Here is a 16,296-nt window from a genome sequence, read left to right as displayed (position 1 = left end):
CTCACTCAAAGACGCACTTGTCCTTCGTATACACGCACTGCCGGACCGGTCATCAGCACCGGTTGGCCAGGGCCTGCCCATTCAATGGACAGACGCCCGCCAGGCAGGTCGATCAATAGCGGCGAATCCATCCACCCCTGACTGATTGCAGCGACGGCCGCCGCACAGGCGCCGGTGCCGCAGGCCTGGGTTTCCCCGGCGCCACGTTCCCAGACGCGCAGTTGGGCACGGTTACGGTCGATGATCTGGATAAAACCGACATTGACCCGCGCCGGGAAGCGCGGGTGGTGCTCGATTTTCGGCCCCAACTCATGCACCGGAGCGCTGTTGATGTCCTGCACGCGCATCACGGCATGCGGGTTGCCCATCGACACGGCGGCCAGTTCGACCGTTGTGCCGTCGACGTCCAGTTGATAGCTCAAGGCCTGCGCCGGTGCTTCAAACGGAATGTCCGCTGGCACCAGGCGCGGGGCGCCCATGTTCACGCCGATCTGGCCATCGTTACGCACGTCCAGTTCGATGATGCCGCCCTTGGTCTCGACGCGGATCTGCCGTTTGGCAGTCAGACGCTTGTCGAGCACAAAACGCGCAAAGCAGCGTGCTCCGTTGCCGCACTGCTCAACTTCCGAACCATCGGAGTTGAAGATCCGATAGCGGAAATCGACGTCCGGGTTGCTCGGCGCTTCGACGATCAGCAACTGGTCAAAACCAATGCCGGTGTGTCGATCGCCCCATTGCTTGGCGTGCTTGGGCTGAATATGCGCGTGCTGGCTGACCAGGTCGAGAACCATGAAGTCATTGCCCAGACCGTGCATTTTAGTAAAACGCAGCAGCATGGGTTACTCCGGCAGCAGGCTTTCGCCGGCAAACAGCTCGGCCACGGTTTCGCGGCGACGCACTTCAAATACTTGATCACCGTCCACCAGCACTTCGGCCGCACGGCCGCGAGTGTTGTAGTTGGAGCTCATGACGAAACCGTACGCGCCGGCCGAATGCACCGCCAGCAGGTCGCCTTCGGCCAGGGCCAGCTCGCGATCCTTGGCGAGGAAGTCGCCGGTTTCGCAGATCGGGCCAACGACGTCGTATTGACGCGCGGCGGTGTCGCGCGGCTTGACCGCCGTGACGTCCATCCACGCCTGATACAGCGCTGGGCGAATCAGGTCGTTCATCGCCGCGTCGACGATGGCGAAATCTTTATGCTCGGTGTGCTTGAGGTACTCGACCTGAGTCAGCAGCACGCCGGCGTTGGCGACAATGAAACGGCCCGGCTCGAACACCAGTCCCAGATCACGACCGTCCAGACGTTCGCGCACGGCTTTGATGTAGTCGGCAGCCAATGGCGGCTCTTCGTCGCGATAACGCACGCCCAGGCCACCACCGAGATCGATGTGGCGCAGGTGAATGCCGCAATCGCCAAGACGATCGACCAGATCCAGCAAACGGTCGAGCGCATCAAGGAACGGTGGCAGCGTGGTCAGTTGCGAACCGATGTGGCAGTCGACACCAATCACTTCCAGGTTCGGCAGGTGCGCGGCGCGTACATACACGTCTTCGGCGTCGGCGATGGCGATGCCGAACTTGTTTTCTTTGAGACCGGTGGAAATGTACGGGTGGGTGCCAGCATCGACGTCCGGGTTCACACGCAGCGAAACCGGTGCGCGAACACCCAGTTCAGCGGCGACAACTTGCAGGCGTTCCAGCTCGTCGGTGGATTCGACGTTGAAGCAGTGCACGCCGACTTCCAGCGCACGGCGCATGTCGTCACGGGTCTTGCCGACACCGGAGAACACGATCTTGTCGGCGCTGCCGCCAGCGGCCAGTACGCGTTCCAGCTCGCCACGGGAGACGATGTCGAAACCGGCGCCGAGACGGGCCAGGACATTCAGGACGCCGAGGTTGGAGTTGGCTTTGACGGCGTAGCAAACCAGGTGCGGCATGCCGGCCAACGCATCGGCGTAGGCCAGATACTGGGCTTCGATGTGCGCGCGCGAGTAGACATAAGTGGGCGTGCCAAAGCGGTCGGCGATGGCGGACAGCGCCACACCTTCCGCGAACAGCTCACCGCCACGGTAGTTAAAAGCGTCCATGGCGATCCCTTAGTAAACGTCGTGCTTGTGTGCTTTGGAAGCAGGCTGCTTTTGCGAAGACTGGGCTTGCTCGGCCGGGTCCTGATCGTCATCCGGCAGGTACAGCGGGCCTTTTTGACCACAGGCCGAAACGAGGCAGGCAACCGCGACGAGCGCAGCAAGGGAAGAGATCAGGCGCTTCATGGCGAAATCCTTGAAAATACGTTAATTGCGCCGGAGTATACCGACCACCCGGCAGCTTGCCTATGCGACGGGCCTCCCGTCCGGCGGGGCTCCCGAGAAGCGCATCATTCCCTGTGGGAGCGAGCCTGCTCGCGAAGGGGTCGGCAAGTTCAGCGGGCTCTTTGGCTGACACAGCGCTTTCGCGAGCAGGCTCGCTCCCACAGGTGCTGTGTTGAAGGGGCAGTAAGGCACTTGGTCGTTATCCTTTGCAATCGGCCAGAAGCGTCCGTATCTTGCGGCGCTTGAGCCTGATCAGACATTTTTTGAGGTTGCCACAATGAGTTTGTCCGAAGCCCGTTTCCACGATCTGGTCGATGACACCCAGGAAAAACTGGAAGACATCTTTGACGAGAGCGACCTGGATATCGATCTGGAAAGTTCGGCCGGTGTGCTGACCGTCAAGTTCGAAAACGGCTCGCAGCTGATCTTCAGCCGTCAGGAGCCGCTGCGTCAGCTGTGGCTGGCGGCCGTCTCGGGTGGTTTCCACTTCGATTACGACGAAGAAAGCGAGCGCTGGATGTGTGACAAGAGCGAAGAGCAGCTGGGCGAGATGCTTGAACGCATCGTCAAGCAGCAGGCTGGCGCCGAATTCGATTTCGAAGGCCTGTGATTCGTGACTGATACCGCTCCCGTCCGTCCGCCCAAGCCGCTCTACAGCAATATCAGCCCGGCGGTGCCTTCGCCGTGCAGCGGCGTGTGCCGGCTGGACGAACAAAAAGTCTGCCTCGGCTGTTTCCGGCATGTTGAAGACATTCGTGAGTGGCGCTCGGCGGATGATGAGCGGCGGCGAGTGATCGTCACCCAGGCTGCCCATCGCAGGACTGCGTCTCTGTAGGAGCTGCCGAAGGCTGCGATCTTTTGATCTTGATCTTCAAAAGCAAAGATCGCAGCCTGCGGTAGCTCCTACAGGGGACGTGTGTCGCTGGGCATGACTTGTATATTTTTTGAGCTGTGATAGTGTCCGGAAACGCCTCAACCCATCGAGGCCTGGTGAAAACCCCGCCTTTTTTGGCGGGGTTTTTTGCTTTTTTTGCGCAGAAGAAAGGAGTCTGCCCGGATCATGACCGCACCTTCCATCACTCTTACCCGTCTGGACGTTCAACGTCTGGAGCGCCTGATCGACAGCCTGGATGACACGCTGCCGGGCGTGATTGCGTTGCAAACCGAACTGGATCGCGCCGATACGCTGGTCAGCCACGATGAAGTGCCTGCCGATGTCGTGACGATGAATTCCCGCGTGCACTGCCGCGAAGAAGGCAGTGGCAAGGATTACCATCTGACGCTGGTCTATCCCAAGGATGCCAATGCCGATGAAGGCAAGATTTCGATTCTCGCACCGGTCGGCAGCGCGCTGCTGGGCCTGAAGGTCGGACAGCACATCGACTGGCCGGCACCGGGCGGCAAGACCCTGAAACTGACCCTGCTTGAAGTCGAATCGCAACCGGCCAACGGTGGCGCGTTCCCCGAGTAAATCACTCAGACCTGTTCGAGTGCCTCGTTCAGGGCGCGCTCCAGGTCGGCCTTGTAGCGTAGATACAGATTGCTTGAGCTTTGCCCGTCACCGAGCAGCCCGGACAGGTCCAGGTCGGTGATGTAGCAACGATAGCGTTCGGTCTCACGACGCTGCTCGACGATCTCCCGGGCGACCACGCTGAACAGCTGGTCGCCATATTCCAGCTCGCTGAACTCCCGTTGATTGCAATACAGCGTGACCTGCACTTGCCCTGGTGCGGCTTTGCCGATGATCGCCTGCACGTCGTAGAACGGTTTGTTGGCTGGCGTCTGCGGCATTGGCCGCGCTTCGACGCGCCGCGCCCGTCCCGGGCCCGAAGGCAATAGCTGGTAATACAAAATGTCGAGGCTGGTCGAGGGAGCGGCCTCCATCGGCAGCAGCGCCTCACGCCGATACTGGATCGATTGCAGGAAACGTTGCAGCGGCGCCAGCAGGCTTTCTTCGTCGTGATACGGCAAGTGCTGCTGCCACAGCGCATTGAATTCGTCCAGAACGCAGACCTCGGCGTGCTGCTCGGTGATCCTGTAGAACACCTGAATGCATTCCGGCTGGCCCATTGGCAGGATCAGCGCAAGGTCGTGATCTTCCAGTGCCATCGGATCAAGGTGCAGCGGGCTGTAGCGCGCCTGCTCCTCACCGAGGTAGTCGAGCAGCGCCGGCAGGGTGGCGAGCGCGATGTGGTTGACTTGTCCGGGCACCAGTTCCAGCACGTGATAGTGCTGTTGCACCTGAATCAGGTAGCGGTGATTCAATTCGCTGAGCAGCAAATTCTGCGCGGTGTCGACGATTTCTTCCACGCGTCGGGCGATGAACTGGGCACGGTTATGGCAGAAGCAGCGCACCTTCAGCGATGGCTGCAACGGCCCGCGAGGCAAGTTGTTGAGATAATCGCGCAAGCAGTCGAGCAGGGCGTGAGGTCCGTCGAAACGGTTGACCAGCACTTCGTTCCAGCTGTTGAGCGTGACCTGATCGAGGGTCAGCACGAGGTTCTCACGCACGCCGGCATAGCTCAGCGAATCGGTGCGCTCGGTGGTCATGAGGATGTTGAGGTCACGGTGATGCTTGAGCGGGTCGACGCCGACGTTCACCAGCATCAGTACTTCGCTCGGTACGGCGGCGCGCAGCAGCGGCTCTTCGGCAACAGTGGGCAAGGGCAGGGCGATGCACTGTTGCAGGCTGCCAAGCAGGTTGAACAGTTCGAACTCGCTCAGGTCGCTGTTGCCGGGGTGCAAGGCCAGACGGGTGCTGCTGTCGATCACGCCGTTGCGGTGGCACCAGGTCAACAGTTCCAGCAGTTCGCGGCTGCGTTTGATCGGGGCGAAATGTTCCCACTCAAGCGCCGTGAGGCTGCCGTTGTACAGGCCCCACTGGCTTTGTCCCGCCTCCTTCTTGTTGCGTGATTGCACCAGGGTCAGGGTGTCTTCGGCCAGATCCGGAGCGATGCCGGGATTGATGAACTCGACCTTGTCGGCCTTGCGCTCGAATGCCGCGTACAATCTGCGGCCCAGCACGTTGAGATCGCGCTTGTTGATCAGGCTGACGGTCTGCTCGGTGCGGGCGAACTGGGTCAGGAAGCGATAGCTGTAATTGAGCTCGTTGACCAGCGCGCGGCGCTCTGCGCTGACCTGCCGGACTTTCCACTGGCTGCGGCTATCGAGTAGGGCAAGTTGCCGCTGATCCCAGTGCCATTCGTTGGCCAGTCGTTCCAGCAGTGAACGTTGCCAGCTCTGCGTGCGGCTATTGCCCGTGAGCTTGCGATTGACCTTGAGGTACAGCGCACGCCGCACCAGCTCAAGACGTTCCGGTTCGTTGCGGGCGATGAGGTATTCCTCGATGCGCCGATACACGACCATGTAAGGGTCCAGTTCATCCAGATCGAGCTGATTGGCGAACACGGCTTTTTTGAAGCGAAGGCTCAGGCACTGCACCTGCGGGTGTTCGCTGGCATACACCTCGGTCAGCAGCAGTTTGAGCACCGATTTGTAAGGTGACTCAATGCCCTTGAACAACTGCCACAGCCCCGCACCGATGAACTCTCCCGGTGGAATCGTCGCCAAATGCCCAAGGTCGAGGGTTTCGTCGGCGCGGATGAAGCGCTTGGACAGCAGCGTGTGGGTGTAAAGGTCGTAGGCCGTTTCTTCGTATACCGGCACCAGCCACCAGATCGGCGTGCGTCCGCCCAGCCAGATCGCGGTGCGATAAAACTCGTCGAGCAGCAGGTAGTGCTGGGTGCTGCCACAGTTTTCGGAGCTGAGCTGGGTGTCGCGCTCACCTTTGACGAAACGCACCGGGTCGATAAGAAAGAAATGCGCCTCGGCGCCCTGACTCGCGGCCCACGTTTCGAGGAGCTGGCATTTCTTGCCCAGTTCAGCGAGCTCGTTTTCGCTCAGATCCGGCGCGTGACACACCCACACGTCCATGTCGCTTTGATCGGCCTGGGCCAGGGTGCCGAGACTGCCCATCAGAAACAGGCCATGAATCGGTCGTGGCGGATTGCTGCCGTGGCGCGGCTTATAAGAGAAGGAGCGCGTCAGGCGCTGGGCTTCGGCGAGGGTATTGGCGTCTGGCTCGTAATTCGACAGGCCGGCCGGCGTACTGCCCGAGACGTAACCCGGCAGCAGCGGATGATTGACGTGAAAGAACAGCGGCAGCAGCGTCAGCACAGCTTGCTGGCGCGTCGACAACCCCTCAAGAGCGCGGCCGAGGCGGCCTTCATTGAGTTTTAGAAAGCGCGCGCGCAGTTGGCTAAGCACCTTGCGGTCGATTCCTTCGTCCAGGTCGGGGCGGATTTCATGGGTGCGCGTCATGTCAGCTCAAACCGGCTCGCAGGCTCGGACGTAGAGGGTCTCGGAATGACGGGCAGTTTAGCCTTTGCGCGGCGGGAGTTTTAAGCTGATTTTGTTTTTTGACGTCAGATTTCAATCGCGAGGCGATAGTTGACGTCCGGACGGGCCCGCGGAAATCCCGTGACAGGGGTTCCCGTGGGCGAAGTCAGGAAGAATCAGGCTGTTTCCGGCTCTTTCAGGATCGTCAGTACGGTTTGTACATTCTGCGCGGCATCGCGACCCAGGCTGGTCAGATATCCGCCATCGGGCTGATCGGTCAGTTCTTTATCAAAGAGGCGTTGGGCAGCAGCGATGTGCTTCGGGGCAGCGGTCTGATGAATTTTCAGACCTTCCTGGGAACTGTCCAGGGGAAAGAGTGCAAGGACTTCCAGTTCGGCAACCAACTCAGGGGTAAGCGACATAAGGACTCCAGACTTTCTAGGAATTGGAACGCAGCGCCCCTAAGGTGAACCCGCTTGTGCGGCATGTCCAGTGCTCAGATCAGGGATTTCCTCTTGAGGCGAATTCCAGTGTAGTCGGGGCCGGGGAGATGGCCGGAGGGATGGGTGACAAATTGTGTGGGAGCGAGCCGGCATTGCGAATGCGGCGTGTCAGGCGCCGCATGATGCGAATGCTACGGCCTCGTCGCGAGCAGGCTTGCTCCCACAGGGAAAGCGCGATTACTGCTTTTCTGGTGGCAACTCAGGCAGCGCACGCAGTGCGGCTTCGTACCATGCGGTATCGAATGGGCGATCTTCATCCAGCATCGCGTCAATCTCGTAGGCCAGCACATGCGCCATCAGATTGAGGATTTCTTCGCGTTCAACGCCGACCAGGGTCAGCTTGTTGAGCGTAGCCTTGGCCGCAGGCGGGTTGTCGCTTTCGATCTGGTTCTCGATCGCTTCGATCAGCGTGCTCTCGGTGAACTCTTCTTCGTCGTTGTCGATGTCTGTCGGCTCGCTCATGGCAGGCTCCTCAAGGAAAGGCGCCAGTTTACCCGCATTCAGCGGCGTGATGCTGCTGGCGGGAATTGTCCGGGCGATCTATAAACAGGCACTGCCCACCCCGCACGGCCTGGAGGCTATGTGATGCTCAAGCTCTACGGATTCTCTGTCAGCAACTACTACAACATGATCAAACTGGCGCTGCTGGAAAAAGGCCTGCCGTTTGAAGAGGTCACGTTCTATCCCGCGCAGACCGCTGAATCACTGGCTATCAGCCCGCGCGGCAAAGTGCCGGTGCTGGGCGTTGATGGCGGTTACATCAACGAAACAGCGATCATCCTTGAATACCTCGAGCTGACCCAGAAAGGCACGCCGCTGCTGCCCAGCGATCCGTTCGAGCGGGCGCAGGTGCTGGCAATCGCCAAGGAAATCGAGCTGTACATCGAGCTGCCGGGACGTGCCTGTTATGGCGAAGCGTTTTTTGGCATGACTTTGCCGGACGCCATCAAGGAAAAGACCCAATCAGAATTGCTGCTGGGCTTTGCGGCGCTCGGCCGGCACGGCAAGTTCGCCCCGTATGTGGCGGGCGATAGTCTGAGCATCGCGGATTTGTATTTCCTCTACAGCGTGCCGCTGGCCTGTGCGGTGGGGCAGAAGCTGTTCGGGATCGATTTGCTGGCAGAAATGCCGCAGGCGAAGGCGCTGCTGGAGCTGCTTGAGCAGAATCCGCATGTGCAGAAGATTGCGGCGGATAAAGATGCGGCGATGCCGGCGTTTTTGGCGATGATCGCTGCCAAGAAGTAGGTTCTGTGCTGTTCTGAAGTCAGCATTCGCGAGCAGGCTCGTTTCCACAGGGATTTGTGTTGTTCACAGACTTTGTGTTCAGCACAGATCCAATGTGGGAGCGAGCCTGCTCGCGAAGCTTTTGACCTTTAGCGGCTGGCGATCAGGGCCTGGCCGCGAGCAACGGCTGCCTTGACCTGCGCTGGCGCAGTGCCGCCGATATGGTCACGGGCATTTACCGAGCCTTCCAGGGTCAGCACAGCAAACACGTCCTGTTCGATCTGATCGCTGAACTGACGCAGTTCTTCCAGGCTCATCTCAGCCAGGTCCTTGCCAGTGTCGACGCCGTACTTCACAGCGTGGCCGACGATTTCGTGGCAATCACGGAACGGCAGGCCACGGCGCACCAGGTAGTCAGCCAGGTCGGTTGCGGTGGAGAAGCCACGAAGAGCCGCTTCACGCATGATCGCGTGCTTGGGTTTGATCGCCGGAATCATGTCGGCAAACGCGCGCAGCGAATCGCGCAGGGTGTCGGCGGCGTCGAACAGCGGTTCCTTGTCTTCCTGGTTGTCCTTGTTGTAGGCCAGTGGCTGGCCTTTCATCAGGGTCAGCAGGCCCATCAGTGCACCGAACACACGGCCGGTCTTGCCACGTACCAGCTCCGGCACATCCGGGTTTTTCTTTTGCGGCATGATCGAGCTGCCAGTGCAGAAGCGATCCGGCAGATCGATGAACTGGAACTGCGCGCTGGTCCACAGCACCAGCTCTTCGGAGAAACGCGACAAATGCATCATCGCTATGCTCGCGGCCGAGCAGAATTCGATGGCGAAATCGCGATCGGAAACGTTGTCCAGCGAGTTGCCGCCAACGGCATCGAAACCCAGCAGTTGCGCGGTGTATTCGCGATCAATCGGGTAGGTGGTGCCGGCCAGCGCGGCACTGCCCAACGGCATGCGGTTGGTACGCTTGCGGCAATCGACCAAACGCTCGTAGTCGCGGCTGAGCATTTCGAACCAGGCCAGCATGTGGTGCCCGAAAGTTACGGGTTGCGCGGTCTGCAAGTGAGTGAAGCCGGGCATGATGCTGGCCGATTCGCGCTCGGCTTGTTCCAGCAGGCCTTTTTGCAAACGGGTGATTTCGGCCAGGATCAGGTCGATCTCGTCGCGCAGCCACAGGCGAATGTCGGTGGCGACCTGGTCGTTGCGGCTACGGCCGGTGTGGAGTTTCTTGCCGGTGACGCCGATGCGGTCGGTCAGACGCGCTTCGATGTTCATGTGCACGTCTTCGAGGTCAATGCGCCAGTCGAACTGGCCGGCCTCGATTTCGCCCTGAATGGTGTTCAGGCCATCGATGATGGTGTCGCGCTCGGCATCGGTCAGCACGCCGACTTTGGCCAGCATGGTGGCGTGGGCGATCGAGCCCATGATGTCGTGGCGATACAGGCGCTGGTCGAAAGTGACGGAGGCGGTGAAGCGGGCGACGAAGGCGTCGACGGGTTCACTGAAGCGGCCGCCCCAGGACTGATTGGTCTTGTCAGTGCTCATGAATTCGCTCGTATCGGCTTGAAGAAAAAAGGCGTGAAACGCTGGCGCGGATAATAACAGGGTTGCCAATCCTGTCGTTGACACCGGTCGATACGTTTTTTTCTCATCGTGTCATGCATAGTCGGTGTGCTGCGCGGGGAATTTGCACAACGATATTTTTCGATTGAGCAATATCGGCCCGGCGAGCGTCTACAGTAGGACATAAGGGTCGGCGCGACTGCGGATCGCGCAAAGGTCTGGCCGCCGACTATAAGAAGTGGAGGTGGGTGTCTTGTCCTTCGACAAACCCCGCGAGAAACGCAGGAAACAGCGGGCTTTGAGCAGTACGACCCGGACACTGGCAAATATTGCTGGCCGACGTACGGCACTTTTTGGCGCTCGGGCTAGTCTTAGCGTGGATCGCGGTGACGGACGTCACTTCACCTGTCTACGCTATCCTTGTGCGAGACTCACGCAGGAATCCAGCGCAATATGAATGTCCTGATCGTTGATGACGAACCACTGGCTCGCGAGCGCCTCAGCCGTATGGTGAGCGAGCTCGAGGGTTATACAGTCCTGGAGCCCAGCGCCACGAATGGCGAAGAGGCGTTGGCACTGATCGACAGCCACAAGCCGGATATCGTGCTGCTCGATATCCGCATGCCGGGCCTCGATGGCCTGCAGGTTGCTGCCCGTCTGTGCGAGCGAGAAACACCGCCCGCCGTGGTGTTTTTCACCAGTCCCGATGAATTTGCCGTGGAAGCCCTGCAGGCCAGCGCCGTGGGCTATGTGGTGAAACCCGTGCGAACCGAACACCTGCATGACGCCCTGAAACGGGCTGAACGTCCCAATCGGGCGCAACTCTCGGCCCTGACCCGTCCCGCTGCCGAAAGTGGCACCGGCCCGCGCAGTCACATCAGCGCCCGTACCCGTAAAGGCATCGAACTGATCCCGCTGGATCAGGTGGTCTATTTCATTGCCGACCACAAATACGTGACCTTGCGCCACGAAGGCGGCGAAGTGCTGCTGGACGAGCCGCTCAAAGCCCTCGAAGACGAGTTTGGCGAGCGCTTCGTGCGCATCCACCGCAACGCACTGGTCGCCCGCGACCGCATCGAGCGTCTGCAACGCACGCCGCTGGGGCATTTCCAGCTATTTCTCAAAGGCCTCAATGGCGATGCGCTGATTGTCAGTCGCCGGCATGTGGCGGGTGTGCGCAAAATGATGCAGGGTCTTTAACCCGGCCTTTGCGGGCGTTTATTTCTCGTTCGCGGGCATTGCAGGCCAGGGAGGCCGCGCCGTTTCTGATTCAAGTCAAAGTGGATTTGGCTGAGCTGTTATTATCCGCCGTATCTATTCAGTACGGATTGATCCATGTCCTCTCGCGAAATCCGCATCGCTACCCGTAAAAGTGCGCTGGCCCTCTGGCAGGCCGAATACGTCAAAGCCCGTCTGGAAGCGGCCCATCCCGGTTTGCGGGTGACACTGGTGCCCATGGTCAGTCGCGGCGACAAGCTGCTCGATTCACCGCTGTCGAAAATCGGCGGCAAGGGCCTGTTCGTCAAGGAACTGGAAACCGCGCTGCTGGAAAACGAAGCCGACATCGCCGTCCATTCGATGAAAGATGTACCGATGGACTTCCCCGAAGGCCTCGGTCTGTTCTGCATCTGTGAGCGCGAAGATCCGCGTGATGCCTTCGTTTCCAATACCTATCCAAGCCTTGAGGCGCTGCCTGCCGGCAGCATCGTCGGCACGTCGAGCCTGCGCCGTCAGGCACAACTGCTGACCCGCCGTCCTGACCTTGAAATCCGTTTCCTGCGCGGCAACGTCAACACTCGTCTGGCCAAGCTGGATGCGGGAGAGTACGACGCGATCATCCTCGCGGCCGCCGGTTTGATCCGCCTCGGTTTCGAGGATCGCATCACCTCGGCAATCAGTGTCGATGACAGCCTGCCCGCCGGTGGCCAGGGCGCGGTCGGTATCGAGTGCCGTAGCGCCGACAGCGAAATCCACGCCTTGCTGGAACCGCTGCATCACGCTGATACCACTTCGCGGGTTACCGCTGAACGTGCCCTCAACAAACATTTGAATGGCGGCTGCCAGGTGCCGATCGCCTGCTACGCCGTGCTTGAAGGCGAGCAGTTGTGGTTGCGTGGCCTGGTGGGCGAGCCGAGTGGCGGCCGCTTGATCAGCGCCGAAGCGCGGGCCCCTCGCGCTGATGCCGAAGCATTGGGTGTGAGAGTCGCTGAAGATCTGCTCGCCCAAGGTGCCGAAGAGATTCTTAAAGCAGTCTACGGCGAGGCAGGTCACGAGTGACTGGCTGGCGCCTGCTGCTGACGCGCCCTGCGGATGATTGTGCGGCGCTTGCAGAGACGTTGGCCGGGCAGGGGATTTTCGGTAGTTGTCTGCCGCTTTTGGAAATTGCCCCGCTGCCGGTCTCTGAGAACATACGTCTGGCGATGGCGCGATTGCCCGATTGCAGCGCAGTGATTGTGGTGAGCAAGCCAGCGGCGCGGATTGCGCTGGAACTGCTCGATGCCCAAGGGGCGCAGTCGTTGGCGATGCCGTGGTTCAGTGTCGGTGCGGCAACGGCGCAGATTCTTCAGGAGCGCGGCCTCGACGTACATTGTCCGGCCGACGGCGATGACAGCGAAGCGTTGCTGCAATTGCCGCGTCTGAGTGAAGCCGTCGCCCAGCCGAATTCGCAGGTGTTGATCCTGCGCGGCGAGGGCGGCCGTGAACTGCTTGCCGAGCGCCTGCGTGAGCTTGGTGCTAGTGTCGAGTATCTGGAATTGTATCGACGCGAGCTGCCGGCCTATGCAGCGCAAGTACTGCCGCAGCGGATCGCAGCGGAACGCTTGAACGGGCTGGTGGTCAGCAGTGGACAGGGTTTCGAGCACCTGCGCCAAATGGCCGGCGATACCTGGCCGTCGATTGCGCGGTTGCCGTTGTTTGTTCCAAGCCCAAGAGTCGCCGAGCTGGCACGTGCCGCCGGGGCTCAAACAGTTGTGGATTGCCGCGGCGCGAGTGCCGCGGCTTTGCTGACGGCGTTGCGGGAGCATCCCGTACCCGTTTTCTAATGCAAAGGATGGATACGTGAGCGAAACAGCCTTGCCAAAAGATGACGTCCAACCTGTGATTGATGCACAAGTTGAAACTCCACCGCCGGCCCAAGCGCCGCGCCGAGGCAATGGCCTGGCCATCGTCGCCCTGTTGCTCGGTGCAGCCGGGGTCGCGATTGGTGGCTGGGGAGTCTGGCAGGTGCGACACCTGCAAACCAACACTCAGCAACAATCGGGTCAGGTGCAGGCGTTGAATGATCAGGCGCAGACCCTGAAGCTCAACGAGCAGCGTCTGACCGAACGTCTCGCGCAGTTGCCGGGGGCCGAAGAGCTCGCCGAACGCCAGCGTCTGGTGGCGCAACTTCAGGGTGATCAGCAGCGCCTCAATCAACGTCTGGAAACCGTCCTCGGCGCCAGCCGCAAGGACTGGCGTCTGGCCGAGGCCGAACACTTGCTGCGTCTGGCCAGCCTGCGCCTTTCCGCGTTGCAGGACATCAGCAGCGCTCAGGCACTGGTGCAGGGTGCCGACGAAATCCTCCGCGAACAGAATGATCCCGGCTCCTTTGCCGCCCGCGAGCAAGTCGCCAAAACCCTGGTTGCGCTGCGCAGCACCGAGCAGCCGGATCGCACGGGTTTGTTCCTGCGGTTGGGGGCCCTGCGTGATCAGGTCATCGACCTCTCCGAACTGGCGCCGGAATACAAGGATCGGGGCGAGTCGCTGCTCGGCTTGACCGCCGAGGGTGATGGCGCCAGTCGCTGGGCGCAGTGGTGGGATCAGATTTCGCACTACATCCGTATCGATTTCAATGCAGACAAGAATGTGAAGCCACTGTTGGCCGGACAGAGTCTGAGCCAGGTGCGTCTGGCTCTGAGCCTTGCGCTGGAGCAGGCGCAATGGGCAGCCCTCAATGGTCAGGCCGCGGTTTACACCCAGGCACTGGCCGAGGCGCGCGACGTGCTCAAAGGCAACTTCAACCCGGACAATCCACAAAGCAAAGTGATGCTGGAACAGGTCGGTGAGCTGAGCAAGGAACCGGTCGCGGTCAAGACGCCGGATCTGACCGGCACCCTGAGTGCGGTGCAAGGCTATCTCGAGCGGCGTAACGTCAACGCCGAAGAGTCGGTGAAACCGTTTGCCAAACCTGCCGCCAACACCGCGCAGGAGGCCACGCCATGAAGCGTCTCTATGTGATCGTGTTTCTGGTGATCGCAGCTGCTGCGGCGCTGGGCCTGGCGATTGCCGAGCATTCCGGTTACGTGTTGGTCGCTTACAAATCGTTCCGTTACGAGTCGAGCCTGTGGGCGACTTTGGCGTTGATCGCAGTCTTGTGGCTGCTGGTCTGGGGCATCAAGGCTCTGATCGAATTGGTGATGGCGTCCAGCGGCGTGGTCAATCCATGGTCGCGGCGCAACCGCAGCCGTCGGGTGCAAGTGGCGATCGAGCACGGCCAGCTGGATCTGGCCGAAGGTCGTTGGGCCAGTGCCCAGCGTCATTTGTATCGGGCCGCTGAAGCCGAGCGCCAACCGTTGCTGTACTACCTCGGCGCTGCCCGTGCGGCGAACGAGCAGGGCCATTACGAGGAATCCGATCGTCTGCTTGAGCGTGCGCTGGAGCGCCAGCCTCAGGCAGAGCTGGCAATTGCCTTGAGCCACGCACAGTTGCAGACCGACCGTGGCGACACCGACGGCGCATTGGTGACATTGCAGGCGATGCACGAGCGTCATCCTCATAACGTGCAGACGCTGCGTCAGTTGCAGCGCTTGTACCAGCAGCGCGGCGAATGGTCGGCGGTGATTCGCCTGCTGCCGGAGCTGCGCAAGGATAAAGTCCTGCCGCCCGCCGAACTGGCTGAGCTTGAGCGTCGCGCCTGGGGTGAAAACCTGTCGCTGGCCGCGCAGCGCGAAGAGGACGGCTCGGTTGGTTTGCAGTCGCTGACTCGTGCATGGCAACAGCTGACCTCGGCGCAACGCCAGGAGCCGCCACTGGTGCTGGCTTATGCCGAACAGCTGCGTCAGCTGGGCGCTCAGGTCGAGGCCGAAGAAGTGCTGCGCACGGCCCTCAAGCGCAAGTACGACAGTCATCTGGCGCGTCTTTATGGTCTGGTGCGCGGGAGTGATCCGGCGCGTCAGTTGCAAACTGCCGAAGGTTGGCTCAAGGATCACCCGAACGATCCGAGCCTGCTGCTGACCCTGGGCCGTCTGTGCCTGCAATCGAGTCTGTGGGGCAAGGCCCGGGATTATCTGGAAAGCAGCCTGCGTGTGCAGCGCAATCCGGAAGCCTGTGCGGAACTGGCGCGTTTGCTCGCACAGCTTGGCGATACCGAGCGAAGCAATCAGCTGTTCCAGGAAGGCCTCGGTCTGCTGGATGAGCGCCTGCTGGCTGCGCCACTGCCGGCCCTGGCTCGCGTCTGAAGTGGCGAGGGAGGTAACTCCCTCGCACACCTTTGCAGAGCGAAAATTTACCTTCAGTCAGCCTTTAGGGCAAAGTCCTACAACGGGCTACGTCGAATCCTCTCGAAGCTGTCGGGTTTTCCCTACACCTCTGGTGAACTGTCGGCAGGGCCTTGCCTTGAAAGGCTGACACGCTTTCCTCTACCGTAACCATCTGTCTCTACTGTTACGGAAAAGCCATGTCGTTGGCCTGCTCACGCTCCTTGTTCTTCATGGCTTTCACTGCGAGTGCCTTTGCTCTGGGAGCTTCCTATTATCTCGAATACGCGGTGGGTCTGACGCCGTGCAGCTTGTGCCTGGTGCAGCGGCTGTTCCTCACGTTGCTGTGTGTTTGCTGTGGTCTGGCGGCGGTGCATGGCCCCAAGCGTGTCGGCCTGTGGCTTTACTGGTTGTCTGCGCTGGGCGCGAGTCTGGGTGGCACCACGGCGGCCTGGCGGCAGGTATTGATCCAAAGTGATCCGGTGCTGCAATCGATCCAGTGTGCGCCGAGCTCCGAGGCGCTGTTCAGCGCCATGTCGTGGATCTGCGCCTTGCAAAAACTGTTTAAAGGCGGCAATGACTGCGCGGAAATCTCCTGGACGTTGTTTGACCTGACGATCCCGGAGTGGAGCCTGTTGTTCTTTGTCGCGGTGTCAATTCTTGCTGTATATCAATTATTGCGATTGGTCTGGAGTGCTCTGCAACGGCCGCTCAGCGACGAAGCGTCGCACCGGGAGCTGCTGCGGGATTAAACACTTGTATGAACATTATCTCCTGCGTACCTTGAAGCCATAGGCGTGCGGGCATAATCTGGCCCGCACGTGTCATTGGATTTATGTTGCTCGATGACACTCTGCCCGACTGTCCCCCATGCTAAAACCTAAAGCGGGACACGGGTGTAGAGCAG

The 16,296-nt window shown here is 60.5% G+C and carries 17 protein-coding genes and 1 pseudogene; 11 read left to right on the top strand and 7 right to left on the bottom strand.

Annotated elements, in window-relative coordinates:
* Nucleotides 1-5: 5 nt before the first annotated feature.
* The 3 genes from dapF to lptM are packed head-to-tail and all read right to left on the bottom strand — an operon-like array spanning nt 6 to nt 2,270.
* Nucleotides 6-836 carry a diaminopimelate epimerase gene (gene dapF, locus JJD74_RS07500; protein ID WP_200612591.1) on the bottom strand — a complete coding sequence of 277 codons (831 nt, stop codon included), beginning with the start codon at nt 834-836 and terminating at the stop codon, nt 6-8.
* A gap of 3 nt (nt 837-839) precedes the next feature.
* Nucleotides 840-2,087 (bottom strand): diaminopimelate decarboxylase, encoded by a 1,248-nt coding sequence (lysA, locus tag JJD74_RS07495; RefSeq protein ID WP_042561716.1) that lies wholly within the window; start codon nt 2,085-2,087, stop codon nt 840-842.
* A 9-nt stretch (nt 2,088-2,096) separates the two neighbouring features.
* The gene (gene lptM / locus JJD74_RS07490; protein ID WP_042561715.1) at nt 2,097-2,270 is read right to left on the bottom strand and encodes an LPS translocon maturation chaperone LptM; all 174 of its coding nucleotides are present in this window, start codon (nt 2,268-2,270) and stop codon (nt 2,097-2,099) included.
* 316 nt (nt 2,271-2,586) lie between these two features.
* Between lptM and cyaY the strand changes: the two genes are divergently transcribed.
* The 3 genes from cyaY (at nt 2,587) to rnk (ending at nt 3,780) form a co-directional block, all read left to right on the top strand.
* The gene (cyaY, locus tag JJD74_RS07485) at nt 2,587-2,919 is read left to right on the top strand and encodes an iron donor protein CyaY (protein ID WP_042561714.1); all 333 of its coding nucleotides are present in this window, start codon (nt 2,587-2,589) and stop codon (nt 2,917-2,919) included.
* A gap of 3 nt (nt 2,920-2,922) precedes the next feature.
* On the top strand, nt 2,923-3,144 hold the full coding sequence (locus JJD74_RS07480; protein ID WP_080896076.1) for a DUF1289 domain-containing protein: 222 nt from the start codon (nt 2,923-2,925) through the stop codon (nt 3,142-3,144).
* Nucleotides 3,145-3,369: 225 nt separating this feature from the next.
* Nucleotides 3,370-3,780 carry a nucleoside diphosphate kinase regulator gene (rnk, locus tag JJD74_RS07475; protein ID WP_042561713.1) on the top strand — a complete coding sequence of 137 codons (411 nt, stop codon included), beginning with the start codon at nt 3,370-3,372 and terminating at the stop codon, nt 3,778-3,780.
* A 5-nt stretch (nt 3,781-3,785) separates the two neighbouring features.
* Here the strand turns inward: rnk and JJD74_RS07470 are convergent, their stop codons facing one another.
* The 3 genes from JJD74_RS07470 to JJD74_RS07460 form a co-directional block, all read right to left on the bottom strand.
* Nucleotides 3,786-6,629: a class I adenylate cyclase gene (locus tag JJD74_RS07470; protein WP_200612589.1), complete on the bottom strand. Its 2,844-nt coding sequence runs from the start codon at nt 6,627-6,629 to the stop codon at nt 3,786-3,788.
* Nucleotides 6,630-6,823: 194 nt separating this feature from the next.
* Complete coding sequence (locus JJD74_RS07465; RefSeq protein WP_042561711.1) at nt 6,824-7,069, bottom strand: TIGR02647 family protein; 246 nt, start codon at nt 7,067-7,069, stop codon at nt 6,824-6,826.
* A 258-nt stretch (nt 7,070-7,327) separates the two neighbouring features.
* A complete protein-coding gene (locus JJD74_RS07460; protein ID WP_042561710.1) occupies nt 7,328-7,612 on the bottom strand; it encodes a hypothetical protein in 285 nt (94 codons plus the stop codon).
* Between the two features lie 123 nt (nt 7,613-7,735).
* Between JJD74_RS07460 and JJD74_RS07455 the strand changes: the two genes are divergently transcribed.
* Nucleotides 7,736-8,395, top strand: a complete 660-nt coding sequence (locus tag JJD74_RS07455) for a glutathione S-transferase family protein (protein ID WP_200612587.1) — start codon at nt 7,736-7,738, stop codon at nt 8,393-8,395.
* Between the two features lie 128 nt (nt 8,396-8,523).
* On the opposite strand, the gene argH is transcribed toward JJD74_RS07455, so the two are convergent.
* Complete coding sequence (gene argH, locus JJD74_RS07450; protein ID WP_200612585.1) at nt 8,524-9,918, bottom strand: argininosuccinate lyase; 1,395 nt, start codon at nt 9,916-9,918, stop codon at nt 8,524-8,526.
* A 334-nt stretch (nt 9,919-10,252) separates the two neighbouring features.
* Between argH and JJD74_RS31390 the strand changes: the two are divergent.
* The 7 genes and pseudogenes from JJD74_RS31390 to JJD74_RS07415 all read left to right on the top strand — a co-directional run.
* A pseudogene (locus JJD74_RS31390) lies at nt 10,253-10,393 on the top strand (sensor histidine kinase); the annotation flags it as partial.
* A complete protein-coding gene (locus JJD74_RS07440; RefSeq protein WP_042561707.1) occupies nt 10,390-11,136 on the top strand; it encodes a LytR/AlgR family response regulator transcription factor in 747 nt (248 codons plus the stop codon). The pseudogene JJD74_RS31390 and the gene JJD74_RS07440, both read left to right, overlap by 4 nt.
* Nucleotides 11,137-11,271: 135 nt before the next feature.
* Nucleotides 11,272-12,213 carry a hydroxymethylbilane synthase gene (gene hemC, locus JJD74_RS07435; RefSeq protein WP_042561706.1) on the top strand — a complete coding sequence of 314 codons (942 nt, stop codon included), beginning with the start codon at nt 11,272-11,274 and terminating at the stop codon, nt 12,211-12,213.
* Complete coding sequence (locus JJD74_RS07430; RefSeq protein ID WP_047304113.1) at nt 12,210-12,977, top strand: uroporphyrinogen-III synthase; 768 nt, start codon at nt 12,210-12,212, stop codon at nt 12,975-12,977. Before hemC ends, JJD74_RS07430 begins: the two co-directional genes overlap by 4 nt.
* Before the next feature lie 16 nt (nt 12,978-12,993).
* A complete protein-coding gene (locus JJD74_RS07425; RefSeq protein WP_200612583.1) occupies nt 12,994-14,136 on the top strand; it encodes a uroporphyrinogen-III C-methyltransferase in 1,143 nt (380 codons plus the stop codon).
* Entirely contained in the window at nt 14,133-15,371 is a 1,239-nt protein-coding gene (locus JJD74_RS07420; RefSeq protein WP_042561703.1) for a heme biosynthesis protein HemY, read from the top strand. The genes JJD74_RS07425 and JJD74_RS07420 overlap by 4 nt, the downstream gene beginning before the upstream one ends.
* A 218-nt stretch (nt 15,372-15,589) precedes the next feature.
* Nucleotides 15,590-16,141, top strand: coding sequence for a disulfide bond formation protein B (locus JJD74_RS07415; RefSeq protein ID WP_042561702.1), 552 nt, complete (start codon nt 15,590-15,592; stop codon nt 16,139-16,141).
* Nucleotides 16,142-16,296 lie beyond the last annotated feature (155 nt).

The organism is Pseudomonas sp. MF6776 (assembly GCF_016613125.1).
Lineage (GTDB): Bacteria > Pseudomonadota > Gammaproteobacteria > Pseudomonadales > Pseudomonadaceae > Aquipseudomonas > Aquipseudomonas iridis.
This window is presented reverse-complemented; position numbering and strand designations above follow the sequence as displayed.